Below are 22,491 nucleotides of genomic sequence, written 5' to 3' on the forward strand. Positions count from 1 at the left end.
ACAACATGGGGATCGCCGGATCGTTGAACGATCCACTACTCGCATGCGCTGCCGATCCCCTGGGCGCGCGCTAGCACCCGCCGTCGGCCGTCACCCCCGCCTCCGCGCGGTGGACCGCGCCGCTCGGCACCACGGCGCGGTTCATGACGATACGACGCGGCTGCGCCCCGACGGCGTCGCCGGTCCGCCGCGGCAGCGCGGCCAGGGCCGCGGACACCGCCGCGGAGGCGCTCAGGTCGAGGCGGGCGCTGGTGCCGCGGGCCTGGTGACGCACCTCGTCGGCGGCCAGGCGCAGCAGCTGGGGCAACAGGTCCTGGCAGCGCCGGACCACCCAGCCGGTGCCCGCCGTGGCCAGCCACAGCAGGCTCGCGGCGCGGGTCGGTGGGGGGAACTCCGGCTCGGGCGAGGGCGGTTGACCCGTCGCCCGGCCCACCTCGGCGAGCAGGGCGTGGAAGCGGACGGCGAACTGCCGGTGCCCGCGCTCGCTCGGATGCAGCCGGTCCGCGCTCCACAGGGCCCGGTCGGCGATCCAGGCGCCGTCCGCCGCGTGCAGATGGACGGCGCCGTAGCGCTCGGAGAGCGTGTGCACGACCGTGTTGACCGCGCGCTGCCGGCGGGCCAGCGGGCGGGCGAGGGCGCCGGGGAGGCCGAGCATGGCGCCGGGGTCGGGCAGGCAGGCGGTGAGGAGGGTGGTGCCCTGCCGGGTGAGGGCGGCGTAGACCTCGTCGAGGCGGGCGGCCACCGCACGGATGTCGAAGGTGTGGCGCAGGGTGTCGTTGACGCCGATGACGACGGAGGCCACGTCGGGGCGCAGTTCGAGGGCGGCCGGGGTCTGCCGCTCCCGCACGTCCCGGGTCTGTGCCCCGCTGACCGCGAGGTTGGTGAACTCCACCGCCGTAGCGAGGCAGGGGGCGAGCAGGGCGGCCCAGCCCCGTCGGCCGGCGCCGACGGGGTCGCCCACGCCCTCGGTCAGCGAGTCACCGAGGGCGACGAAACGCAGCGCTGTCATGCCACGCCCTCCGGGACGGCGCCGGGCCGGGGCGCGGACACCGGGGCGTCGTGCGCGGCGAGGAAGGCCTCCACCGCCGCACCCCAGCCGAAGCACTCCGCACGCGCGCGTGCGGCCTCGCGGCGCTCGCGCTCGCCGCGCTCCAGCAGCGTCTCCACGGCGTCGGCGAACGCCTCGCCGCGGTCGGCCGCGGTAGCGCCCGCCGAGCCGATCACCTCGGGCAGCGCGGAGGAGGCGCTGGCCACGACCGGAGTGCCGCACGCCATGGCCTCCAGGGCGGCAAGCCCGAAGGTCTCGGCGGGTCCGGGGGCGAGGGCGACGTCGGCGCCGGCCTGCAGCGCGCCGAGCAGGGCCCGGTCAAAGACGTGCCCGAGGAAGGTCACCGGCAGCCCCCGCTCGCGGGCGCGCTGCTCCAGCCGGGCCCGTAGCGGTCCGTCCCCGGCGACCACCAGCACGGCCCGCCTGCCCCGCCGCAGCAGCGCCTCCAGCGCGTCCAGGGCGGTGCCGGGCCGCTTCTCGACGGACAGCCGTGAGCACATCACGAGCAGCGTCTCGTCCACGCGCGCGTACCGAGCGCGTATCCCGGCGTCGCGCAGGGCGGGGTGGCGCGCCATCAGGTCCACGCCCAGGGGGGCGCGTACGACGTTGCGCGCGCCGATGCGGACGAACTCGCGCTCGGCGAACTCGGTGGTGCACACGACCTTCGAGTAGACGTGCGCGGTGCGGGTGTTGAGGGCGTCGGCGACCCTGCGGGAGAGGTTCTCGGACAGGCCCCAGGTGCGCAGCACGCCGTCGGCGGTCTCGTGGGACACCATCACGGCGGGCACGCGCGCGCGTCGGGCCCAGCGGCCGGTCCAGCGCAGGGTGGTCCGGTCGGAGACCTCCAGTCGGTCGGGGGCCAGTTCCTCCAGGAGGGCGGCCACGCGGCGCTTGTCGGTGAGGACGCGGTAGCCGCCGGTGCCGGGCAGCGGCGGGCCGGGCAGGGTGATGACCCGGCCCTGCTCGGTGTCCTGGTCGGTGTGCCGTTCACCGGGCACGATCAGCACCGGCTCGTGGCCGGCGGCCCGCAGGCCCTTGCCCAGCTCGCGCAGGGCGGTGCGCAGACCGCCGGAGGCGGGAGCGACGAAGTTGGCGAGCCGGACGATGCGCAGGGACGGGCCGGTCATGCCGCCACCGCCGTCCTGCGGCCCGCGAGGACGTCGCCGTAGTGGCCGATCAGCTGGTCGCCGACGGCGGCCCAGGTGCGGCCCTCGACCGTCGTGCGGGCGGCCAGGCCGTAGGCGGCCCGGCGCTCGGGGTCGGCGGCCAGGGTGCGCACGGCCTCGGCGAGGGCGCCGGCGTCGCGCGGCGGGACGAGCAGTCCCGTGCGCTCGTGCGCGACCAGGTCGAGCGGGCCGCCGGCGGCGGGCGCGACCACCGGGACGCCGCTGGCCATGGCCTCCTGCACGGTCTGGCAGAACGTCTCGAACGGGCCGGTGTGCGCGAACACGTCCAGCGAGGCGAAGATCCGGGCGAGGTCGTGGCCGGTTCGGCGGCCGAGGAAGACGGCGCCGGGCAGCGCCTCGGTGAGGTGGGCGTGGCTCGGACCGTCGCCGACGACCACGACCTTGACGCCCTTGAGTCCGCAGACGCCGGCGAGCAGTTCGACGTGCTTCTCGGGCGCGAGGCGGCCGACGTAGCCGACGATCAGTTCGCCGTCCGGGGCCAGTTCGCGGCGCAGTGCGACGTCACGGTGGTCTGGCTTGAAACGTACGGTGTCCACACCGCGTGGCCACAGCCGGACCCGGGGCACGCCGTGCGCCTCCAGGTCGGTGAGCGCGGCGCTGGAGGGGGCCAGGGTGCGGTCGGCGGCGGCGTGGACGGAGCGTATCCGCCGCCAGGCGGCGGCCTCGCCGGCGCCCATGTAGGTACGCGCGTACCCCGCGAGATCGGTCTGGTAGACGGCGACGGCCGGGATGCCGAGCCGGGCGGCGGCGGCCATGCCGCGGACGCCGAGGACGAAGGGGCTGGCGAGGTGGACCAGGTCGGCGCGGTGATCGAGGAGGGCTGCAGCCAGGCGTCGGCTGGGGAGGGCGACGCGGACCTGGGGGTAGCCGGGCAGGGGGAGGGAGGGGATGCGCACGACCGGGCACGGGGCGTCCGTGTCCGGTGCGCTGCCGGGCGCGGGGGCCGGCGCGACGACGAGCGGGGAGTGACCGCGATCTACGAGGTGCCGGGCGGTCTGGAGCGCGCAGTGGGCCACGCCGTTCACATCGGGGGGAAAGGATTCGGTCACGATGACGACACGCATACGGGTGTTGTCGCCGCGCCGGACGTGGCAGCGTCAACGTCGATCTTTCCGTCCGGGGAACGTCCCATGAGCGTTGGGCTGCACACCCGAGCGGGTCAGACGGCCGTCATGGGCGCCTGACCCGCGGGTCATCCGGTGTTCACCCCGCGCGCGGTCGTCCGCCCGTCCCGCACGCGCGCGTGCGGACACGGTGGGGTTCAGCTGCCGGCGGTCTCGGGGCCGAAGCGGCTGCGTACCGCCGTCTGCACCTCTGCCTCCTCGGCCGGATCCGCGGCCAGGCGGCGCAGGCGCTCCACGACCCGGGCGTCACCGGTCTCGGCATGCCGGGCGGCGATCTCGCGGGTGGTCTCCTCGCAGTCCCAGAGGCATTCGACGGCGAAGCCGGTGGCGAAGGAGGGGTCGGTGGCGGCCAGGGCGTGGGCGGCGCGGCCGCGCAGGTGGGAGGAGGCGGTCTCGCGGTAGATGTGCCGCAGGACGGGGGCGGCGCAGGAGATGCCGAGGCGTCCGGCGCCGTCGACCAGGGTCCACAGGGTGGGTGCGTCGGGGCCCTCGCCGCGTACGGCCTCGCGCAGGGCGCCCAGGACCAGGTCCTTGTCGCGCGCCCCGCCACGGCAGGCGAGCATGCGGCCCGCGGCGGCGCCGAGGGGGTCGGGGCGCTGGGCCCAGCGGCGGGCGCGGTCGACGGCGGCGACGCTGCGCATGCGTTCGAAGGCGTCGACGGCGGCCTCCACGACGACGCTCGCGCCGTCGGCGACCGCGGCCTCGATCAGGCCGAGGGCCTCGGGGTCGTTGCTGTCGGCGAGATAGCGCAGGGCGGTGCAGCGGGCGCCGTCGGTGCCCGTCCGGGCGGCCTGGAGGATCTCCGGCCGGTCCTCGGGGCCGGCGACGGCGACCAGACAGCGGGCGGCCGGCACATGGAGGGCGGCGCCGCGGTCCATGCCCGCCTGCGCCCATTCGAAGACCGCGCGCACACTCCAGCCCGGCCGCGGGCCGGTCGGCCGCATCTGCCGCTGCCAGCGGTCGAAACAGCCGGCCTCCCGCGCGGCACGCACACGTGCGGCGATCGATTCGCGCGGATCCTCCGCCCACAGCCGCCACGGCCGGGGCTCGAAGGCGTCCCGGACGGCGACGGCCAGTTCGGCCTCGCCCTCGGGATCGGTGCCGAAGCGGGCCAGGACGGGGGAGGCGAGGGCGCGCAGGCCCGCGTCGTCGTCCCGCAGGGCCAGTTCGTCCAGGGCCCAGGCCCAGTTGCTGCCCGTGGCGGCGTACCGGCGCAGCAGTGCGAGCGCGTCCCGCCTGCCGTAGGAGGCGAGGTGTCCCAGCACGGCCAGGGCGAGGCCGGTGCGGGACTCGTCGGCGTCGAGAACGTCCTCGGGGCCGAAGAGATGGGCCTCGATCGCGTCCAGCTCGCCATTGAGGTCGAGGTACAGGCGCGCGTAGTAGAGGGAGCGGTTCTCCACCTGCCAGTCCTGGCGGGGGTCGCGCAGCACGCACTGGTTCAGCGCCGCGAGCGCTTCCGCGCGCGGGGCCGTGAGCGCGTGCAGCGTGCCGTCGCCGCGGCCCCGCTGCAACAGGCCGAGCAGCGTACCGCTCGGCGCTATGAACGGATCGAACATGGGAAACAGCCTCACATCAAGCGTCGACGCAACCGGGGAACACGCACTACCTGGCCGCGTGACACAACGTCGGAGCGCCCGCCGTCTCTTGCTTGCTGTAGACCATTTCTCTCTGCCTCTCGTCGGTGGCCCATGCGGACCGCATCACGGCCCGCGCGGTGCGGCAACACCTGCCCAGCCATCGCGTCCGTGAATCACGTCGTCATGATGACCCGCGGTGTGTGCTGCCGCGACCGTATTTCCGGCGGCCCCGTACCGCCTCCCCCGTTTTTCGTGTCGTACCTGGTCAGGACATGTGCGTCAGTGCGCGCCGAACAGTTCCAGGAGTTCCGTCTTGCCGAACATCCGGGCGGTGTCGACGGCCGAGGGCGTACCCGCGGCGGGATCGGCGCCCCCCTCCAGGAGGGCCTTGATGACCTCGGTCTCGCCCTTGAAGACCGCGCCCGCGAGCGGGGTCTGGCCTCGGTCGTTCACGTGGTCCGCCGCCGCGCCGCGGGCGAGCAGCGCGCGCACCGCGTCGGCGTGGCCGTGGTAGGCGGCGAGCATCACCAGGGAGTCGCCGCGGTCGTTGGTGAGATTGGCCGGAACGCCCGCGTCGACGTATGCCACGAGCGCCTCGGCCTGTCCCTGCCGGGCCAGATCGAAGATCTTGGTCGCCAGCTCCACGACCTCGGGGTCGAGGGCTTCGCTCATCGTCCGGACCGCCTCTCCTGGAATGAACTTCGGGGACTGCAGGGAGCGTACGGCAGCGAGCGGAACACGGCCGTACGAGTGAATCGCCAGCGTACTGGTTGAACCGCTGCGCCGACTGAGGGAAATCCGATGAATTTAACCCATTTGCACCTTTTATCGTATGGATACATCCTGTGATCCTGGAAGAGCTCACGGTGACTGTCCCCCTCGACACCAGGAGGCCCCAATGATCTTTTCCATGTCCGGCGTCATCATCCTCGGCGTCATCGTCTTCCTGTTCTTCCGCAAGGACGGGCTGAAGGGCTCGCACGCCACGGTGACGGCCCTGTTCGGCTTCTACCTCGCCAGCACGGGCATCGCCCCGAGCATCAAGGCCGGCGGCGAGAGCCTGGCGAGCCTCCTCGGCGGCATCAAGTTCTGACCAGCCCGTCCCGCCCGCACGCACCGTCAGGAGACAGCAGTGGCCCGGCGCCCTCTCCCCCGCATTCTGAGCAAGGACAGCGCCCAGATCGCCCGGACGCAGATCGCCCGGAGCCGGGAGCTGGCCCGGGCGGCGGCCGACAGCGCCACCGACGTCCTCCACCCGCTGTTCACCGTGACGCGCGGGATGCGCCGGCTGGCCGCGGCCGGGCGGCGCAGGTGGGCGGACACGCCCCACGACAAGCGTGGACCACTGCTGTTCCTGGTGGCGTGCGTGATCCTGGTCGTGGTGATGGTGCCGTACGGCCCGCTGCTCGCCGTCATCTGCGTGATGGCGGCGGCCGCCTGGCAGGGCCGCGACCGCACCGAGCCGGCCCCCGAAGGGCCGGACGAGTCCCAGACCGAGCGGCTCCGGTCCCTCTACGAGGCCCTGGTGCCGTACTTCTCCACTCCCGAGGACCCGGCGCCGCTGTACGCGTACGGCGGGGAGTGGGAGAAGGCCCTCACCGAGGCCGAGTTCGACGACGGCGGACGCGTCGCCCACCTCTCGATCCGCTACCCCGCCTACTTCCCGGACGGCGAGCCCGAGGTCCGTGCGCGGATCGAGCAGCTGCTCACCGCGAAGTCCGGCCGGGGCCGCGAGTACCACTTCGACTGGGAGGAGGAAGGCAACCAGCTCACCGTCACGGTCCTGCCCCCGCTCCCCGCCGACATCCCGGCCCAGCACTTCGTCACCGCGCCGGGCGAGACCGTGCTCGGCTTCACGGATCCGAGCCACGTCCAGCGCACGCTCCCCCTCGCGTACGGGGAGGAGCAGATCGACGTGCCGCCGGTCGTCTGGCGCACCGGCGTGCGCTCCACCGAACCCCACCTCCTGGCCGTGGGCCACCCCGGCAGCGGCGCGTCGACCCTGCTGCGCTCCGTGGCCCTGCAGGCGCTGCGGTACGGCGACGTCCTGATCGTCGACGGCGGCGGCACCGGCGAGTACACGTGCCTGACCGGCCGGGACGGCGTTCTCGCCGTGGAATGCGCGCTCCCCGGAGCACTGGCGAGCCTCGAATGGGCCGCGCAGGAGACCGAACGGCGGCTCATCGCGATCAACCTGGCCCGGCAGGCGGGCGACCCGCCGCCGGCCGACACCCGCCGTCCGCTGTGGGTCCTCCTCGACCGCCCGTCCGTCTTCGCTCACCTCGCCGCCTCGGAGGGCCGCCAGGACCCGCAGGCCCTGCTCCAGGTGCCGCTGCGGCACGGCCGCGCGGCGAACGTGACCGTCGTGGTGGCGGAGCAGTTCGACGGCGCGGAGGCGCTGAGCGACGCGGTACGGCAGCACACGCGCGCGCGTGTCGTCCTCGGCGGGCTCACACCCGGGCAGGTGGAGACCGTCCTGGGCGCCCCGCCGCACACCACGCCGACCGGCCACGTGCCCCCCGGCCGTGGATACGCCCGCCTGGGCTCCGGCCCGGTGCACCGGCTCCAGGTGCCGCGGACCCCCGACCCGTACGACGACGCCACGAGCGACGCCGACCGGGCCGCGGTGCTGGACCTGCTGCCGCCACGGGCCACCGCCGCGGAGGCTCGGCCGACCGACCTGACGAAGCCGGCCGCCGACCCGGCACCGTTGACCGCCGAGGCGGTGGGGGCGGAGACGCCGTAAGGCGTCGCACGCCCCGCCCTCGCAGGCGTCAGGCCACGAACGTCCGCGGCGCCTCCGTCACGCCCGTCACGCCCGTCTCCACCAGCCGGGCCGCGGCGGCGAGCCGGACGGCGGCCTCCTCCGCCACCGCTCCCCCGACGGTGAACGGCAGCCGCACATACCCCTCGAACGCGCCGTCCACGCCGAAGCGGGGGCCGGAGGGGACGCGGACGCCGGTCCGCTCGCCCGCCTCGGCGAGCCGGGAACCGGACAGGCCGCCCGCGCGGACCCACAGGGTCAGCCCGCCCCGCGGCACCTCGAACTCCCAAGAGGGCAGTTCGCGGCGGAGCGCCGTCACCAGGGCGTCCCGGTTCTCCCGCGCCTGGGCGCGGCGCAGCTCCACCGCCTGCTCCCAACCCCCGGTGCTGAAGAGCCAGTTGACCGCGAGCTGTTCCAGCACGGGCGTGCCCAGGTCGGCGTACGCGCGCGCCGCGACCAGGCTGCGGATCACGTCCGGCGCCGCGCGCACCCAGCCGATCCGCATGCCGGCCCAGAACGCCTTGCTGGCCGAGCCGACCGTGATCACCGTGGAGCCGGCCGGGTCGAACCCGCACACTGGGCGGGGCATGTCCGCCGCGCCCATGTCCTCGTCGAGCCACAGCTCGGTCATCGTCTCGTCCGCGACGAGCACCGTGCCGGCCGAGCGTGCCGCGTCCACCAGCCGGCGCCGCTGGTCCTCGTCGGCCAGCGCGCCGGTGGGATTGTGGAAGTCGGCGACCACATAGGCGATGCGCGGCGCGGCCTCGCGCAGCACCTGGCGCCAGCGGTCCATGTCCCAGCCCGACAGGCCCTCGGCCATCGCGACCGGGACGAGGCGGGCACCGGCCTCGCGCATCAGCTGCAGGATGTTGGCGTAGGACGGGGACTCCACCGCGACGCGCTCGCCACGGCCCGCGAAGAGGTGGCAGATGGCGTCTATGGCGCCCATCGCGCCGGTCGTCACCATGATCTGCTCGGGCATGGTGGGAATCCCGCGCGCGGTGTAGCGCTCGGCGATCATCTCGCGCAGGGCGGGCAGTCCCGCCGGATAGTCGCCGTGCGTGTGGGCGTACGGCGGCAGTTCCTCCAGGGCGCCCCGCACGGCCCGGGTCAGCCAGGGCTCCGGGGCGGGCAGCGAGGCACAGCCCAGGTCGATCATCGAGCCCAGCGCCTCCGGGGGCAGCGGTTCGAGGCCACGGGCCGGGATCGGGTTCCCGGCCGGTACGGCGGTCCAGCTGCCGGCGCCGCGCCGGGACTCCAGGAAGCCCTCGCCGCGCAGCGCCTCGTACGCGGCCGCGACGGTGGTGCGGCTCACGGACAGGGCGAGGGCGAGTTCGCGTTCGGCGGGGAGGCGGGCGGCGACCGGCACACGCCCTTCGAGCACCAGCAGCCGGATGCCGTCGGCCAGGGCACGGTACGCCGGTGGCCGGCGGGTGCCGGGGCCGGCCGGCCGCTCCTGCTGGGAGTTCAGCAGGCGGGCGAGTTGCGCGGCACCCATCGCAGAGGTCCACTGCGCCATGACGATCAGTCCACCTTCCCCGAATTGGCCATGGATGGCTCTTCATCCCAAGCCACAGAGTGACATGCGTCAGGCCACCGCCACCACCCAGGGGGGTATCTCATGTCCGCTCCGGACCGTCTCGACCGTCTCGGACGACGGTTGGTCCAGCTGTACGCCGGACTCGCGCTCTACGGCGTCAGCTCCGCGCTGCTCGTGGCGGCGGGCCTCGGGCTGGAGCCCTGGGGCGTGCTGCACCAGGGGCTCGCCAAGCTGACCGGGCTGAGCATCGGCACCGTGTCGATCATCGTGGGGGCGGCGGTCCTGCTGCTCTGGATCCCGCTGCGCCAGCGTCCCGGGCTCGGCACGGTCTCCAACGTCTTCGCCATCGGCCTCGCCATGGACGGCACGCTCGCGCTGGTTCCCGACGCGCGCTCCCTCGCCGCCCGGATCCCGCTGATGCTCGCGGGCATCGCGCTCAACGGCGCCGCGACCGGCCTGTACATCTGCGCGCGCTTCGGCCCCGGCCCGCGCGACGGGCTGATGACCGGCCTGCACCGGCGCACGGGCCGCTCGATCCGGCTGGTGCGCACGACGATCGAGGTGACCGTCGTCGTCACCGGTTTCGCGCTCGGCGGCACCATCGGCGTGGGCACCGTGCTGTACGCGCTGGCCATCGGCCCGCTGGCCCAGCTCTTCCTGCGGGTGTTCGCCGTCCCGGCGGCATCGACCCGCAGCACGGTCGTTGCCGAAGCGACACCGCAGGGAGTGATACTGCGTCCGTGACCCTCACGACACCGCCCCCGCGCCACCCGTACCTCGACCACCCGGGCCCCCTAGCCTTCGCCCACCGGGGCGGGGCCGCCGACGGCATCGAGAACACCGTTGCGCAGTTCCGGCGCGCGGTGGAGATGGGCTACCGGTACATCGAGACGGACGTGCACGCCACGGCCGACGGCCGGCTCGTCGCCTTCCACGACTCCACCCTGGACCGGGTCACCGACGGCGCGGGCCGGATCGCGGACCTGCCCTGGGACGACGTACGGCACGCGCGCGTGGGCGGGCGTGAACCGGTGCCGCTGTTCGAGGAGTTGCTGGAGACCTTCCCGGAGGTCCGCTGGAACGTCGACATCAAGGCCGAGCCCGCCCTGCGGCCGCTGCTGGAGCTGATCGAGCGCACGGGCGCGTGGGACCGGGTCTGCGCCGGCTCGTTCTCCGAGGCGCGGGTGCTGCGCGCCCAGCGGCTGGCCGGGCCGCGCCTCGCGACCTCGTTCGGCACGCGCGGGGTGCTCAGCCTGCGGCTGCGCTCCTGGGGCCTGCCGGCGGCCGTGCGCCGCTCGGCCGTCGCCGCGCAGGTGCCCGAGGCACAGTCGGGCGTGCCGGTGGTCGACCACCGTTTCGTCCGCGCCGCCCACGCGCGCGGGCTGCACGTGCACGTGTGGACGATCAACGAACCGGAGCGCATGCACCGGCTCCTGGACCTGGGTGTCGATGGCATCATGACCGATCACATCGACACGTTGCGCAAGGTCATGGAGGACCGCGGCGCCTGGGTCTGACCCCGGCCGCCGAGTCCGAGCCTTCGCGGTGGGACGGGGAGGCGAGGGCACGGGTGGGAACCGACACGGTGCGCACGGAGACGGCGGACGAGACCGCCGCGCTCAGGCGCGAGCAGCGCGGCTGGTACGTCTACGACTGGGCATGTTCGGTCTACTCGACCAGCGTCCTCACGGTCTTCCTGGGGCCGTACCTCACCGCCGTCGCCGAGCACGCGGCGGACCCCGGCGGCTATGTGCACCCGCTGGGCGTACCGGTCCGGGCGGGCTCGTTCTTCGCCTACACGGTGTCCCTGTCGGTGATCCTGGCCGTGGTGCTGATGCCGCTGGTGGGCAACGTGGCCGACCGTACGGGCCGGAAGAAGCCGCTGCTCGCGGCGGCGGCGTACACCGGGGCGGGGGCCACCACGGGCATGTTCCTCCTCGACGGCGACCGGTATCTGCTCGGCGGGGTGCTCCTCGTCGTGGCGAACGCGGCGCAGTCCGTCGGGATGATGCTCTACAACTCCTACCTGCCGCAGATCGCCCCGCCCGAGGAGCGCGACGCGATCTCCTCGCGGGGCTGGGCCTTCGGCTACGCGGCGGGCTCCACGGTCCTCGTCGCCGACCTGGTGCTGTACTCGGCGCACGGCTCCTTCGGTCTGTCCCAGACGCAGGCGGTGCGGATCTGCCTGGCCGCGGCGGGTCTGTGGTGGGGCGCGTTCACGCTCGTACCGCTGAGCCGGCTGCGTGACCGGCACGCGCGCGTGGAGCGCGCCACGGCTCCAGGGCTGCGGCAGCTGGCGGCGACGGTCCGGGACCTGCGCCGGCATCCGCTGACGCTGGCGTTCCTGCTGGCCTACCTGATCTACAACGACGGCATCCAGACGGTGATCTCCCAGGCGTCGGTCTACGGCTCGCAGGAACTGGGGCTCGGGCAGTCGACGCTCATCGGGGCCGTGCTGCTCGTGCAGGTGCTGGCGGTGGCCGGGGCGCTGGCGATGGGGCGGCTGGCGCGGGCGTACGGGGCGCAGCGCACGATCCTGGGCTCGCTGGTGGCCTGGACGCTCACCCTGGCGGCCGGCTACTTCCTGCCCGCGGGAGCGCCGGTGTGGTTCTTCGTACTGGCCTCCGGCATCGGCTTGGTCCTCGGTGGCAGCCAGGCGCTGTCCCGGTCGCTGTTCTCCCATCTCGTGCCGCCCGGCAAGGAGGCCGAGTACTTCTCGGCCTACGAGATGAGCGACCGCGGGATGAGCTGGCTCGGACCGTTGCTGTTCGGTGTGACGTACCAGCTTACGGGCAGCTACCGCTCCGCGATCATCTCGCTGGTGGCCTTCTTCGTCATCGGTTTCGCGCTGCTCGCCCGGGTCCCGGTGCGGCGGGCGATCGCCGAGGCCGGCAACCCGGTGCCGGAGAAGATCTAGCCCGGATTTAGCGCTCAGGGCGAAAGGGCGGTAGTGTACGCGTTTGGCCTGCCAGGCGTACCGTTACTGCGCGTCAAAGGTGCTGAAACGCTGGGTGACATCTGCTAGCAGATGTGACAAACCGGGCGCCGGTGGGTACAACAAGGGGCGGCTACGACGGCGACGCATGACCCGGAACGGGACTCGGAACGGGAATCTTTACCGCCGACCGGACGTTGACCGGATGACGACGACAGCGACACCTGTCCTGTGGGCGACAAGCCCGGGAGGCACGATTCATGAGTGAGCGAGCTCTTCGCGGTACGCGCCTCGTGGTGACCAGCTACGAGACGGACCGCGGTATCGACCTGGCCCCGCGCCAGGCCGTGGAGTACGCATGTGAGAAGGGGCACCGCTTCGAGATGCCCTTCTCGGTCGAGGCGGAGATCCCGCCGGAGTGGGAGTGCAAGGTCTGCGGGGCCCAGGCACTCCTCGTCGACGGCGACGGCCCTGAGGAGAAGAAGGCCAAGCCCGCGCGTACCCATTGGGACATGCTGATGGAGCGGCGCACCCGTGAGGAGCTCGAAGAGGTCCTCGAGGAGCGCCTGGCGGTTCTGCGCTCGGGGGCGATGAACATCGCGGTTCACCCTCGGGACAGCCGTAAGTCCGCATAACGCGCAGCGAACAGACCGCGGGCGCCGTACGTGCTGCACGTACGGCGCCCGCGGTTTCGTATGCGGTGGGCTGCGGGACGCTCAGCGCGTCAGCGGCGGGTACTGCTCCCCCGGCTCCGGCCGGTGCCCCGTGGCGTCGTCGCGGATGACCTCGCCCTGGACCACCTTGCCGTCGGGGCGGTGCATGCGAGCCTGCTGGAAGACGTCGCCGAGGCTGCCCGGGGCCGCCGTGCGCAGCCGCTTCTCCAGGGCGCTCTCCGCGAACCGGCTCACGGCCTTCTGGACCGGCGGCAGGAGCAGCAGGAGCCCCGCCGCGTCGGAGACCACGCCGGGGATCATCAGCAGCAGACCGCCCAGCATCATCAGGCCGTTGCCGCCGCCGCGCTCCGGGGAACCGCCCCGCTGCACGGCCTCGTTCAGGCTCTGGAAGGCGCGGCGGCCCGCCCGCTTGATGACCACGGAGCCCGCCGCGAAACCCGCGACGAGCAGCAGGAACACGGTGAGCCCGCCGGCCGCGCCCGCGACCAGGGTCAGCAGCCAGATCTCCAGCACCAGCCACGCGGCGATCCCCAGCGGCAGATACCTGCGCAGCCGGGAACGCCGGGGCCGGGCGGTGTAGGGAGAGGTGGGAGCGCCAGTCGTCATGCTCCCAGTGTGCCTGGCGGCCCCTCAGCACGGGATAAGCGGCCCCTCGGCAGGTGCGAGGGGCCGTCCGGGCGTCAGCCCCGCTTGCCCTTCAGCTTGGCGACGCGGTCCGCGGCGCCCCAGGCGGTGACCCGCCACAGCGCCTCGATGAGGATGTTCTTGCTCATCTTGGAGTCGCCGAGTTCCCGCTCGACGAAGGTGATCGGGACCTCGACCACGTGGTAGCCGGCCTTCACCGCGCGGCGCGCCAGGTCGACCTGGAAGCAGTAGCCCTGCGAGGCGACCTCGTCCAGGCCCAGGCCCTGCAGCGTCTCGCGCCGGAAGGCCCGGTAGCCGCCGGTGATGTCGCGCAGCGGCAGGTCCAGGGCGATACGGGAGTAGAAGCTGCCGCCGCGGGAGATGAACTCGCGGGACTTGGGCCAGTTGACCACCCGGCCGCCGGGCACCCAGCGGGAGCCGAGCACCAGGTCGGCGCTCTTGAGGGCGGTGAGCAGCCGGGGCAGCTCCTCGGGCTGGTGGGAGCCGTCGGCGTCCATCTCGATCAGCACGCCGTAGTCGTGCTCCAGCCCCCAGCGGAAGCCCGCGAGGTAGGCGGCGCCGAGGCCTTCCTTGCCCTTGCGGTGCATCACCTGGACGTTGGCGTCCTCGGCGGCCAGTTCGTCGGCGAGCTTGCCCGTGCCGTCGGGGCTGTTGTCGTCCGCGATGAGGACGTGCGCCTCGGGGACGGCCTTGCGTACCCGGCCGACGATCGTCTTGATGTTCTCCGCCTCGTTATAGGTCGGAATGATCACCAAGGCCGTGCCGAGCGGACCGAACTGCCTCCCCTGGCTGTTGGCGTCCAGGGTCCCGTCGCCGTCGTTCACTGCTGCCCCTTCTGGTCGTACGCAGGCGTCCACCATAGTGGCCGCGGCCAGGCGCTATGCGCCGACATCGGTCGTACGGTGGTGTCGATTCCACAAGAGTGGGGTAAGAACGCGTTTTTCGGCACCTTCCCGCCACACGTCCGCTACATTCCCGCCGCTGCGGATGGGGGCCCGGCGCCCTTCGGGCCGACCTGGGACCCGCTGGCTGCGGATCGACCGAAAGCCGTTGTCTACTGAGCGCCCGGGCCCCACCCGGGTCACACCTTGCCGACCGAACGTCGCCTCGTCGGCGCAGGCGCTGAGCCTGGCTCCCAGTGACGGTGCCCGGTGCGGCACACCGTCCGTGACCCAGCGACGCTGCGACGAGTGGCGTGAACGCTTTCTGGCCGGGCGTCCGGTGGTGGACTCGGACGAACCTACCGGCCCCCGGGCGCCGACTGTCAACCGCCCCGCCGAGCTGCCACGACGGCCAGGCCGGCCGGGCCGCCGGGGAGGATGCGCAGGTCGGGCCACGCGGCGCCGGCGTCCGGCCGGGGCCGCGCCGCCCGCGCAGATCACTCGCCCGGCCGTACGAACACCGTCCGTCCGCCCACCACCGTGCGCAGGCAGACCGGCAGGTCGCGGCCGGGGCTGAGGTCCGGCAGGCCGGGGGTACCGGAGCGCGGGTCGGTCGACCAGCGGGCCACCCGGTCGTCGGGGGCCTGGACGATCAGCTCGTCGGTGCGCCAGACGGCGTAGTCGGCGGGGGCGCCCGGTACGAGCACGCCCGCGTCGTCCCGGCCCACGGCCCGCCAGCCGCCGCGCGTGTGGGCCGTGAAGGCGGCGCGCACGGAGACGCGGTGCTCGGGCGTGCGGTGGAACGCGGAGGCGCGCACGCTGCCCCAGGGGTCGAGGGGGGTGACCGGGCTGTCGGAGCCGAAGGCGAGCGGCACGCCGGCCCGCAGCAGGGCCGCGAAGGGGTTCAGGGTGCGGGCTCGCGCCGTACCGAGGCGCCGGGCGTACATGCCGTCCTCGCCGCCCCACAGGGCGTCGAAGGCGGGCTGCACGGACGCGATGAGACCCAGCTCGGCGAAGCCGGCCACCGTCTCCGGGGTGAGCATCTCGGCATGTTCGACGCGGTGGCGGGCGGCGCGGACGCGGGCGAGGCCGAGCTTCTCCGCGGCGGCCCGCACGCCGTCCACGACGGCGGTCACGGCGGCGTCGCCGATGGCGTGGAAGCCGGCCTGCAGGCCCGCCTCGGTGCAGGCGACGACATGCGCGGCGACGGCCTCGGCGTCCAGGTAGGCGGTGCCGGTGTGGGCGGCGTCGGCGTACGGCTCGTGCAGGCACGCGGTGTGCGAGCCGAGGGCGCCGTCGGCGAAGAGGTCACCGGCCGCGCCCACGGCGCCCAGCTCCCGGGCCTTGTCCACGTCCTGGTCGGCCCAGTAGCCGACGACCCGGGGGCCGGGCACCTCGCGGGCCAGCCGGAGCAGGGCGGTGAAGTCGTCCTCGGAGGAGATCCGCGGGCCGCCGCACTCGTGCACCGAGCCGATGCCGAGCGAGGCCGCGTGGGCCAGGGCGGTGCGCTGGGCCTCGGCGCGCTGGGCCGGGGTGATGGCGGCGAGGGCCGCCTCCCGGACGGCGTGGTGGGCGTCCGCGGTGAGCGGGGCGTCCTCGCGCGGCAGATCGCCGGGGATCAGGTCCAGCAGCGCGGTGGTGACGACCGCCGAGTGGACGTCGATGCGGGACAGGTACAGCGGGCGGCCGCCGGTGGCCTCGTCCAGCTCGGCGCGCGTCGGCGGGCGGCCACCGGGCCAGCGGGCGGCGTCCCAGCCGTGGCCGAGCAGCACGCGGTCGTCGGGGCGGGCGGCGGCGAAGTCGCGGACCAGGGCGAGCGCCGCCTCCAGCGAGGGAGCCGCGGACAGGTCGAGGCCGGTCAGGGCGAGGCCGGTGGCGGTGGTGTGCACATGGGCGTCGGTGAAGGCGGGCGTGACGAGAGCGCCGTCGAGATCGATCACCTCGTCCACACCGTCGGCGAAGGCGTCGGCGGCACCCTCGGAGCCGACCCAGGCGACGTGGCCGGCCTCGACGACCAGCGCCGTCGCGAAGGGGTCCGCGGGGCTGTGCACCTCGCCGCGGCGCAGGAGGACGGTCTTGACGGGCTCGGCGGTGCGCTCACTCATAGCCGACAGTTTCTCTCGCCGCGGGGTGCGAGTGGCACGAGGGGCCGGTGGCCGCGCGCTAGATCTTCGGTGGCCGCGCCTCGTACGGCGTCGACAGCACGACCGTCGTGCGAGTGGACACCCCGGCCAGGCTGCGCAGCCGGGCCAGCAGTTCCTCCAGCTCGTGCGGGGTGGCGACGCGTACCTTGAGGATGTAGTTCTCGTCGCCGGCCACGCTGTGGCAGGCCTCGATCTCGGGGACGCCGGCGAGGCGGTCCGCGATGTCGTCGGGGGCGCTGGGGTCGAACGGCTTCACCGAGATGAAGGCGGTGAGCGGCAGCCCGACGGCCTCGGGGTCGACCACCGCGGCGTAGCCGCGGATGACGCCACGCTGTTCCAGCCGCCGCACCCGTTGGTGCACGGCCGACGTGGACAGGCCCGTGGCCTTGCCCAGGTCGGTGTAGCTCATCCGCCCGTCCTTGACGAGCAGCTGCACGATCTGTCGATCCAGCTCCTCCATGGCGCCAAAACCTACAGGGCGCTTGATCTCCTGGGATAGCCGAGAGCGCAGGTCATAGCCGGTTCGATACAAAAAGCGACGCGATGCGCCCACCGGGGGCACCCGCCTATGGCATGTGACGAATGCCACACATCTCGAACAGGCTTCGTGATGTTCTCGTGATTACCGCCGAGAGCGGACGGGAAGTGCTTGCTGTGGTCGAGGCCGCAGCGCCTTCACGGCCCAGCCTTAGGGGGAGAATCCCATGCAGAGTGTCCATCGCCCTGGTCGTACCACGTCCAAGCGGCAGCAGCCGGTCGTCGAACCCGAGCCGGAGTACGTCGAACCCGACGCCTTCGACGACGAACTGGACGCCTACGACACCTTCGAGATGTACCGGGTGATCTGCCCGGACTGCGCGCAGCCGATCGCGCTGCTGGCGGACGAGGAGATCCTGCCGGAGCACGCGCTGTGCGTCTCGCCGTGGAACCCGTTCGGGCTCACGGTCTGCGCGGGCACGGGCCGCGCGGCGGCCGACGCGCGGCCCGCCGACGAGTCCGCCGAACCGCAGGAGCAGGACACCGCCCTGCTGCTGACGCTCCCCCAGGGTCTGAACTGGCGGACGCAGCCCTTCTCGCACGTCGGCGGCCCGGGCTCGCGCCCGATGCGCGTGCCGGCGATGCGCCGCCAGGCCGCCTGAGCCGTCGCGCGTTCCCGCCGGCCGGACCGGCTCAACTCCCGTACGTTCCCTGCGCCGTGACGCGCCGGCTGTCATGGTGCGGGTTCGGCGCGTCCGGGCCGGCCGGTACGACGGCGGGGTCGAGGCCGTCGCAGCCCGCCCTCCGGACTCGGTCAGGAGCAGCCGGGCGGGCCGTCGAACGCCTGGGCGCGGCAGAGGCGTTGGGACGGCGCATGGCGCCACAGGGCGTCGCCCCGCCGGACCGTGAACTGGAAGTCGGCCTGGGCGGGCGGGACTTGGCCGTGCACTCCCGACGATCTGGACGGCATGGCCTCCGCAGGCACGCGCCCCACGACGAAGAACGGCGCCCCGAGCGGCCCCGGTTGCTCTTGCGCCGCGGCATCCCCTCGGCACGAAGCCGCTCCGCCGGCGGTCCGCCGTCCTCGCCGGGGGCCGCGCGCCCCGCGCTCGTCGGCGACCCGGCGCACCTGCCGCTGACGGCGCGTCGAACCGGTGGAGTTGGCCAAAGCATGAACGGGACGTGCGTGGACTGACGCTCGATTCCATGGGACGGTGACCTGTCCGGCCGGGACCGCGTTGCCCGGGTATGACCGCCATGTACGCAGCCACCGGGCGTCCGCGCCGGCTCTTCGTCCCACGCCCCGCAGAATCGGTTCCGCCGCCCGCGCCGGTGGACCCGCCGATCTACCGCGACCTGATGCGGGCCTGGGCCGACCGGGGCCGCACCCTGCCGGGCCGCCACGACCCGGAGTGGGTCCGGCTGGCGGCCCCTACCGTCCTCGGAGGGCAGTTCAGCGACCCTCGGGTCCCGCCACGTGGCGGGCGATGACCATCCGCTGGATCTGGTTGGTGCCCTCGACGATCTGCAGCACCTTGGCCTCGCGCATGTAGCGCTCGGCCGGGAAGTCGGCGGTGTAGCCGTAGCCGCCGAGTATCTGCACGGCGTCCGTGGTGACCTTCATCGCCGTGTCGGTGCAGTGCAGCTTGGCCATGGCCGCCTGCCGGGCGAACGGCCTGCCCGCGTCGCGCAGCCGGGCCGCCGCGAGGTAGAGGGCGCGGCCGGCCTCGATCTGGGTCGCCATGTCGGCGATCATGAAGCGCAGGCCCTGGAAGTCGGCGACGGGGCGGCCGAACTGCCGGCGCTCGGTGGCGTAGGCGACCGCCTGGTCCAGGGCGGCCTGGGCGAGGCCGATCGCGCAGGCGGCGATGCCGAGCCGGCCGGAGTCCAGGGCGGCCAGGGCGATGGAGAAGCCCTGGCCCTCCTCGCCGATGCGCCGGTCCTCGCCGACGCGGACCCCGTCGAGGTGGACCTGGGCCGTGGGCGAGCCCTTCAGGCCCATCTTCTTCTCGGGCACGGCCCCGCTCAGGCCGGGGGCGTCTCCTGGGACCAGGAAGGCGGTGATGCCGCGCGGGCCGTCCTCGCCGGTGCGGGCCATCACGGTGTAGAAGTCGGCGATCCCGCCGTGGGTGATCCAGGCCTTGGTGCCGTTCAGCACCCAGTCGTCGCCCTCCCGGACCGCCTTGGTGCGCAGGGAGGCCGCGTCCGAACCGGAGGACGGCTCGGAGAGGCAGTAAGCGCCGAGCAGGCCGCCGCCGAGCATCGCGGGCAGGTGGTCGCCCTGCTGCTGCTTGGTGCCGTAGGTGGCGAGCGCGTAGGAGGCGAGCGTGTGCACGCTGACACCGAGGCCCACGGTGAGCCGGGCCATGGCCAGCTCCTCCAGGACCTGGAGGTAGACCTCGTAGGGCTGGTCACCGCCGCCGTACTCGGAGTCGTAGGGCAGGCCGAGCAGGCCGGACCCGGAGAGCAGGGTGAAGACCTCGCGCGGGAAGCGGCCCGCGTCCTCCTCCTCGGCGGCCCTCGGCGCGATCTCGCGCTGGGCGATCTCCCGGACGAGCGCGAGCAGATCCCTCGACTCCTCCGTGGGCAGCTGACGCTCCACCGGCTGCGGGTCGCGGTCGGACATGGCGTCGGTCTCCTCCCTGTCGGGCACGGGCGGGTGGCCCGTGGGATGGGGGCGGCTCCGCCTGATCGTTCCGGATGGCCGCAGGCGCCCGCTCCCGGGTCTCGGGAGCTGCTGACCAGCGGCTGTGCGCTGTGAGTATGCCCGATCAGCGACCTCCCGTCACCAGTTAACGACCGCTTACTTCAGGAAACCTCGGCTACGGGGCGCACGCAATGTTCAGCGGAAAGTGACGTGCTCGGGGGGCCGACTCCCGCGCCGTCGCCGGCGCCTCGGAGCAGCCGCTGCGCGGCAACCGGGCGTCGGCCGAGTGCGGCGGCGGCCGGTGGAGCGGCGACACCGCGCACGGTGGGCCGGTCAGGGGCAGCCGACCAGCCCGCCCGGGCGACCTGGGAGTCGGGGGAACGAGCCCGCGCTCCCGTGCGCGTCCGCCGTACGAGGGTGACCGGCCGTCAGGAGTCGCGGCGGGCCGGCGGCGGGGCCGGGTAGGCCGGGTCCAGTTCCTCGACGGCGCGCAGGGCGCCGCCGAGCGTCTTCACCAGCAGTTCCCGCATGGTGTCGCGGGACAGCCCGGGGCGGTCGATCCACTCCAGGGTCGCGCCCTCGACGCTGCACAGCCAGGACAGCAGACCCATCCTGGCCAGCGCGGAGACGTCCCGACGGCCGTAGGCGCCCTCGGCGATGGTCCCGATGATCGCATCCCGCACGCCGTCCCGGATGGCGTGCACCTCGGCGTCGAAGCCGACCCCGCCGCTGACGATGGTGCGGTAGGCGGCCTGATGGTGTTCCGCGTAGCGCAGGTAGCTGTCGACGGTGCGGTGGACGCGGTCGACGGCGGCCAGTTCGAGCCCGCTCGCGGCGAAGGTGACCAGGTCCGCGACGGAGTCCTCGATGATCGCCAGGTAGTAGCCGCGCTTGGACTGGAAGTAGTAGTAGATCAGCCCCTTGGCGACATGCGCCTGGCGGGCGATGTCATCCATGGACAGCGCGTCGTAGGACGTGTCGGCGAACAACTTCCGCCCGATGGCGATGAGTTCGGCGCGGCGCGCGACCGAGCGCTCGGTGCCGCGCATCCGGGGACGGACGGCGGCACGCTGGTGCGGCATAGTCAATTTCGACCCTGTTCCAGGCGGTCGGCGGGACAGCCGCAGTATGTCAGAACAAGCCGCACGCGTGAGCGGGTCGCGTCAGAGCAGGCCCAGCTGGGTCACGAACATCGCGACGACCGCGACGAGGACCCAGCCGAGGGCGTGTTCGAGGATCTTCGGGCCCTCTTCCCGGGGCCCGCCGGTGGCGGCGCGGGTGGCGGTGGCGGGGTGTGCGCTCATGTGGTTGCTCGCTGCAGGTCGGACGTACGGGTGCCTTCCCCCCCCGTTCGTCCACCTTGCCACCCGCGACGGCGTCCGCGGTGATGAGTTTGCTCACACGGTCAGCGCACGCCCACCGCGGCGAGGGCCCTGCGCTGGTGCGGGGTCGGCCGGGCCGGGAAGTAGAGGTAGCAGACTCCCCCGGTGCCGGAGGCGACCTTGCCGGAGGCGTTGTACCGCTTGGTCCTGAGCCAGATGTTCTCGAACTCCCGGCGCGGATAGACCCGTCGTACCGCGTCGTCGCTCGGCGAGGCCGGGTCGTTGGCGATGACGTCGCCGTCCGCCGTGAAGCCGATGACGGTCATCAGATGGCCGGAGGTGCCGTAGCCCGCGCCGGTCAGCTCGCTCGCCAGGAAGGACTGAGATGTTATGGCCGGGATGCCGGCCGCGATCAGCGTCTCCAGGTCGGTGAGCGAGGCGAGCCGGGTGACCACCCCCTGGATGCCGTCGAAGGTGGCCGCGTAGGCGGCGTTGAACGGCCAGTTGCCACAGCCCTCGTACTGGTAGTCGTAGGTGAAGCGGGCGGCGTTGTCGACCTGCGGATCGGCGTAGCCCGGATCCACCCAGGCCAGTTGTCCGGGGGTGAGCCGGCCGCCCCAGTACTCGATGATCATCTGCGAGGAGGTGGGGCTGCACCAGGCCTCCCCGCCGTTGTCGTACTGCGGGTACTGCCCCTTGTGGATCTCCTGCGAGTAACGCGGGACGACCAGTTCCTGGGCGAGGCCGGGGACGGAGGCGGGGACCGTGAAGCGGTCGGGGATGTCGGAGCCCATGGCGCCGAGCCGCCGGACGGTGGGGGTCAGCGTGGTGCCCGGCGTGCGGTAGAGGGTCAGGCGCAGCCGGTACGACGTCAGGCGCAGGCCGGTGCTCGCGTCGTCGATGGCGAAGGTGTCGGTCGAGATGCCGCTCCTGCCGTCGCCCTGGCCGTCCACCGAGGTCCGCTTGATGTCCTGGTCGCCGGCCGCCCACCGGCCCATCACGTACCAGGGGGTGGCGGTGCCGTCGGAGTACGCGCCCCGGAGTTCGACCTGGAGCCAGGTGCCGGCGGGCGTGTGGGCGTTCCAGGAGGCGACGGCCTCGGTGGCGGGGACGGCGAGCCGGTGGACGGGCGAGGTCCAGACGGCGTACTCCCAGGTGGCGGTGGTGCCGGTGTGCGGGTCGGTGTAGTCGGTGCGGCCGGCCGGGGTGCCGATGACGACGCCGGGGCGCGGGCCGGCGACGGCGCGGACGCCCTGGGCGGCGCCGAGGCGCCAGTCGCGGTAGGTGGTCCAGGCGTGGTAGTCGATCGGGCGGACCCGGGCCTGGGCGGGGTCGTCGGCTTCGGCGGAGGGCCGCCGCTCCGCCGCCGCGGCGGGAGCCGCGGCGCCGGCCACGGCCGCGGTGACCGCGGCGGCCGTGGTGAGGACGGTTCTGCGGGACGGCTGTCGGTCTGTGCTCATGGGCGCGGTTACCCCCAGGTGTCCGGGTCGGTGCCGGTCCGGCACGTGGTTTGCGCCAACTATGAA

At 73.6% G+C, this 22,491-nt stretch carries 22 protein-coding genes; 7 read left to right on the forward strand and 15 right to left on the reverse strand.

The window, feature by feature from the left end:
- Window positions 1–70: 70 nt before the first annotated feature.
- The 5 genes from ACZ60X_RS39890 to ACZ60X_RS39910 all read right to left on the reverse strand — a co-directional run bounded on the left by ACZ60X_RS39890 (window position 71) and on the right by ACZ60X_RS39910 (window position 5,608).
- Complete coding sequence (locus ACZ60X_RS39890; RefSeq protein ID WP_469609872.1) at window positions 71–1,009, reverse strand: SGNH/GDSL hydrolase family protein; 939 nt, start codon at window positions 1,007–1,009, stop codon at window positions 71–73.
- On the reverse strand, window positions 1,006–2,175 hold the full coding sequence (locus ACZ60X_RS39895; RefSeq protein WP_469609874.1) for a glycosyltransferase: 1,170 nt from the start codon (window positions 2,173–2,175) through the stop codon (window positions 1,006–1,008). Before ACZ60X_RS39895 ends, ACZ60X_RS39890 begins: the two co-directional genes overlap by 4 nt.
- Window positions 2,172–3,299 (reverse strand): glycosyltransferase family 4 protein, encoded by a 1,128-nt coding sequence (locus ACZ60X_RS39900; protein WP_469609877.1) that lies wholly within the window; start codon window positions 3,297–3,299, stop codon window positions 2,172–2,174. The genes ACZ60X_RS39895 and ACZ60X_RS39900 overlap by 4 nt, the downstream gene beginning before the upstream one ends.
- Window positions 3,300–3,496: 197 nt before the next feature.
- Complete coding sequence (locus ACZ60X_RS39905; protein ID WP_469609880.1) at window positions 3,497–4,915, reverse strand: HEAT repeat domain-containing protein; 1,419 nt, start codon at window positions 4,913–4,915, stop codon at window positions 3,497–3,499.
- Between the two features lie 300 nt (window positions 4,916–5,215).
- Window positions 5,216–5,608, reverse strand: a complete 393-nt coding sequence (locus tag ACZ60X_RS39910; RefSeq protein WP_469609883.1) for an ankyrin repeat domain-containing protein — start codon at window positions 5,606–5,608, stop codon at window positions 5,216–5,218.
- Window positions 5,609–5,834: 226 nt separating this feature from the next.
- On the opposite strand from ACZ60X_RS39910, the gene ACZ60X_RS39915 reads away from it, so the two are divergent.
- Together ACZ60X_RS39915 and ACZ60X_RS39920 are read left to right on the forward strand one after the other, a co-directional pair.
- Entirely contained in the window at window positions 5,835–6,029 is a 195-nt protein-coding gene (locus tag ACZ60X_RS39915; RefSeq protein ID WP_469609885.1) for a hypothetical protein, read from the forward strand.
- A gap of 39 nt (window positions 6,030–6,068) precedes the next feature.
- Window positions 6,069–7,682 carry a hypothetical protein gene (locus ACZ60X_RS39920; protein WP_469609888.1) on the forward strand — a complete coding sequence of 538 codons (1,614 nt, stop codon included), beginning with the start codon at window positions 6,069–6,071 and terminating at the stop codon, window positions 7,680–7,682.
- Between the two features lie 28 nt (window positions 7,683–7,710).
- On the opposite strand, the gene ACZ60X_RS39925 is transcribed toward ACZ60X_RS39920, so the two are convergent.
- Window positions 7,711–9,219 (reverse strand): SCO1417 family PLP biosynthesis transcription factor, encoded by a 1,509-nt coding sequence (locus ACZ60X_RS39925; RefSeq protein ID WP_469609890.1) that lies wholly within the window; start codon window positions 9,217–9,219, stop codon window positions 7,711–7,713.
- Window positions 9,220–9,321: 102 nt separating this feature from the next.
- On the opposite strand from ACZ60X_RS39925, the gene yczE reads away from it, so the two are divergent.
- The 4 genes from yczE to ACZ60X_RS39945 all read left to right on the forward strand — a co-directional run bounded on the left by yczE (window position 9,322) and on the right by ACZ60X_RS39945 (window position 12,810).
- Window positions 9,322–9,984, forward strand: coding sequence for a membrane protein YczE (yczE, locus tag ACZ60X_RS39930; protein ID WP_469609892.1), 663 nt, complete (start codon window positions 9,322–9,324; stop codon window positions 9,982–9,984).
- Window positions 9,981–10,757: a glycerophosphodiester phosphodiesterase gene (locus ACZ60X_RS39935; protein ID WP_469609894.1), complete on the forward strand. Its 777-nt coding sequence runs from the start codon at window positions 9,981–9,983 to the stop codon at window positions 10,755–10,757. Before yczE ends, ACZ60X_RS39935 begins: the two co-directional genes overlap by 4 nt.
- 53 nt (window positions 10,758–10,810) lie before the next feature.
- Complete coding sequence (locus ACZ60X_RS39940) at window positions 10,811–12,157, forward strand: MFS transporter (protein WP_469609896.1); 1,347 nt, start codon at window positions 10,811–10,813, stop codon at window positions 12,155–12,157.
- A gap of 278 nt (window positions 12,158–12,435) precedes the next feature.
- The gene (locus ACZ60X_RS39945) at window positions 12,436–12,810 is read left to right on the forward strand and encodes an RNA polymerase-binding protein RbpA (RefSeq protein ID WP_003977404.1); all 375 of its coding nucleotides are present in this window, start codon (window positions 12,436–12,438) and stop codon (window positions 12,808–12,810) included.
- Window positions 12,811–12,891: 81 nt separating this feature from the next.
- Here ACZ60X_RS39945 and fxsA read toward each other — a convergent pair whose 3' ends face one another.
- The 4 genes from fxsA to ACZ60X_RS39965 form a co-directional block, all read right to left on the reverse strand.
- Entirely contained in the window at window positions 12,892–13,455 is a 564-nt protein-coding gene (gene fxsA, locus ACZ60X_RS39950; RefSeq protein ID WP_469609899.1) for an FxsA family membrane protein, read from the reverse strand.
- Window positions 13,456–13,529: 74 nt separating this feature from the next.
- Window positions 13,530–14,318, reverse strand: coding sequence for a polyprenol monophosphomannose synthase (locus ACZ60X_RS39955; protein WP_469609902.1), 789 nt, complete (start codon window positions 14,316–14,318; stop codon window positions 13,530–13,532).
- 554 nt (window positions 14,319–14,872) lie between these two features.
- Window positions 14,873–16,480 carry an amidohydrolase gene (locus ACZ60X_RS39960; protein WP_469609904.1) on the reverse strand — a complete coding sequence of 536 codons (1,608 nt, stop codon included), beginning with the start codon at window positions 16,478–16,480 and terminating at the stop codon, window positions 14,873–14,875.
- 58 nt (window positions 16,481–16,538) lie between these two features.
- Complete coding sequence (locus ACZ60X_RS39965; protein WP_067046457.1) at window positions 16,539–16,979, reverse strand: Lrp/AsnC family transcriptional regulator; 441 nt, start codon at window positions 16,977–16,979, stop codon at window positions 16,539–16,541.
- Window positions 16,980–17,223: 244 nt separating this feature from the next.
- On the opposite strand from ACZ60X_RS39965, the gene ACZ60X_RS39970 reads away from it, so the two are divergent.
- Window positions 17,224–17,658, forward strand: coding sequence for a hypothetical protein (locus tag ACZ60X_RS39970; RefSeq protein ID WP_469609907.1), 435 nt, complete (start codon window positions 17,224–17,226; stop codon window positions 17,656–17,658).
- Window positions 17,659–17,810: 152 nt separating this feature from the next.
- Here ACZ60X_RS39970 and ACZ60X_RS39975 read toward each other — a convergent pair whose 3' ends face one another.
- The 5 genes from ACZ60X_RS39975 to ACZ60X_RS39995 all read right to left on the reverse strand — a co-directional run bounded on the left by ACZ60X_RS39975 (window position 17,811) and on the right by ACZ60X_RS39995 (window position 22,425).
- On the reverse strand, window positions 17,811–17,966 hold the full coding sequence (locus ACZ60X_RS39975) for a hypothetical protein (protein WP_469609910.1): 156 nt from the start codon (window positions 17,964–17,966) through the stop codon (window positions 17,811–17,813).
- Between the two features lie 483 nt (window positions 17,967–18,449).
- Complete coding sequence (locus ACZ60X_RS39980; RefSeq protein WP_469609913.1) at window positions 18,450–19,622, reverse strand: acyl-CoA dehydrogenase family protein; 1,173 nt, start codon at window positions 19,620–19,622, stop codon at window positions 18,450–18,452.
- Window positions 19,623–20,071: 449 nt separating this feature from the next.
- A complete protein-coding gene (locus ACZ60X_RS39985; RefSeq protein ID WP_469609916.1) occupies window positions 20,072–20,725 on the reverse strand; it encodes a TetR/AcrR family transcriptional regulator in 654 nt (217 codons plus the stop codon).
- An 81-nt stretch (window positions 20,726–20,806) separates the two neighbouring features.
- On the reverse strand, window positions 20,807–20,947 hold the full coding sequence (locus tag ACZ60X_RS39990; protein WP_469609919.1) for an SCO1431 family membrane protein: 141 nt from the start codon (window positions 20,945–20,947) through the stop codon (window positions 20,807–20,809).
- Between the two features lie 101 nt (window positions 20,948–21,048).
- Entirely contained in the window at window positions 21,049–22,425 is a 1,377-nt protein-coding gene (locus ACZ60X_RS39995; protein WP_469609921.1) for a peptidase C39 family protein, read from the reverse strand.
- Window positions 22,426–22,491: the final 66 nt, after the last annotated feature.

It is taken from the genome of Streptomyces sp. NPDC104106 (assembly GCF_055584345.1).

What these genes read in the sequence shown, in the direction of transcription:
- ACZ60X_RS39890 (WP_469609872.1), bottom strand. Translation starts at nt 1,009, where the DNA reads ATGACAGCGCTGCGTTTCGTCGCCCTCGGTGACTCGCTGACCGAGGGC.
- ACZ60X_RS39895 (WP_469609874.1), bottom strand. Translation starts at nt 2,175, where the DNA reads ATGACCGGCCCGTCCCTGCGCATCGTCCGGCTCGCCAACTTCGTCGCT.
- ACZ60X_RS39900 (WP_469609877.1), bottom strand. Translation starts at nt 3,299, where the DNA reads ATGCGTGTCGTCATCGTGACCGAATCCTTTCCCCCCGATGTGAACGGC.
- ACZ60X_RS39905 (WP_469609880.1), bottom strand. Translation starts at nt 4,915, where the DNA reads ATGTTCGATCCGTTCATAGCGCCGAGCGGTACGCTGCTCGGCCTGTTG.
- ACZ60X_RS39910 (WP_469609883.1), bottom strand. Translation starts at nt 5,608, where the DNA reads ATGAGCGAAGCCCTCGACCCCGAGGTCGTGGAGCTGGCGACCAAGATC.
- ACZ60X_RS39915 (WP_469609885.1), top strand. Translation starts at nt 5,835, where the DNA reads ATGATCTTTTCCATGTCCGGCGTCATCATCCTCGGCGTCATCGTCTTC.
- ACZ60X_RS39925 (WP_469609890.1), bottom strand. Translation starts at nt 9,219, where the DNA reads ATGGCGCAGTGGACCTCTGCGATGGGTGCCGCGCAACTCGCCCGCCTG.
- yczE (WP_469609892.1), top strand. Translation starts at nt 9,322, where the DNA reads ATGTCCGCTCCGGACCGTCTCGACCGTCTCGGACGACGGTTGGTCCAG.
- ACZ60X_RS39945 (WP_003977404.1), top strand. Translation starts at nt 12,436, where the DNA reads ATGAGTGAGCGAGCTCTTCGCGGTACGCGCCTCGTGGTGACCAGCTAC.
- fxsA (WP_469609899.1), bottom strand. Translation starts at nt 13,455, where the DNA reads ATGACGACTGGCGCTCCCACCTCTCCCTACACCGCCCGGCCCCGGCGT.
- ACZ60X_RS39960 (WP_469609904.1), bottom strand. Translation starts at nt 16,480, where the DNA reads ATGAGTGAGCGCACCGCCGAGCCCGTCAAGACCGTCCTCCTGCGCCGC.
- ACZ60X_RS39965 (WP_067046457.1), bottom strand. Translation starts at nt 16,979, where the DNA reads ATGGAGGAGCTGGATCGACAGATCGTGCAGCTGCTCGTCAAGGACGGG.
- ACZ60X_RS39970 (WP_469609907.1), top strand. Translation starts at nt 17,224, where the DNA reads ATGCAGAGTGTCCATCGCCCTGGTCGTACCACGTCCAAGCGGCAGCAG.
- ACZ60X_RS39975 (WP_469609910.1), bottom strand. Translation starts at nt 17,966, where the DNA reads ATGCCGTCCAGATCGTCGGGAGTGCACGGCCAAGTCCCGCCCGCCCAG.
- ACZ60X_RS39980 (WP_469609913.1), bottom strand. Translation starts at nt 19,622, where the DNA reads ATGTCCGACCGCGACCCGCAGCCGGTGGAGCGTCAGCTGCCCACGGAG.
- ACZ60X_RS39985 (WP_469609916.1), bottom strand. Translation starts at nt 20,725, where the DNA reads ATGCCGCACCAGCGTGCCGCCGTCCGTCCCCGGATGCGCGGCACCGAG.
- ACZ60X_RS39990 (WP_469609919.1), bottom strand. Translation starts at nt 20,947, where the DNA reads ATGAGCGCACACCCCGCCACCGCCACCCGCGCCGCCACCGGCGGGCCC.
- ACZ60X_RS39995 (WP_469609921.1), bottom strand. Translation starts at nt 22,425, where the DNA reads ATGAGCACAGACCGACAGCCGTCCCGCAGAACCGTCCTCACCACGGCC.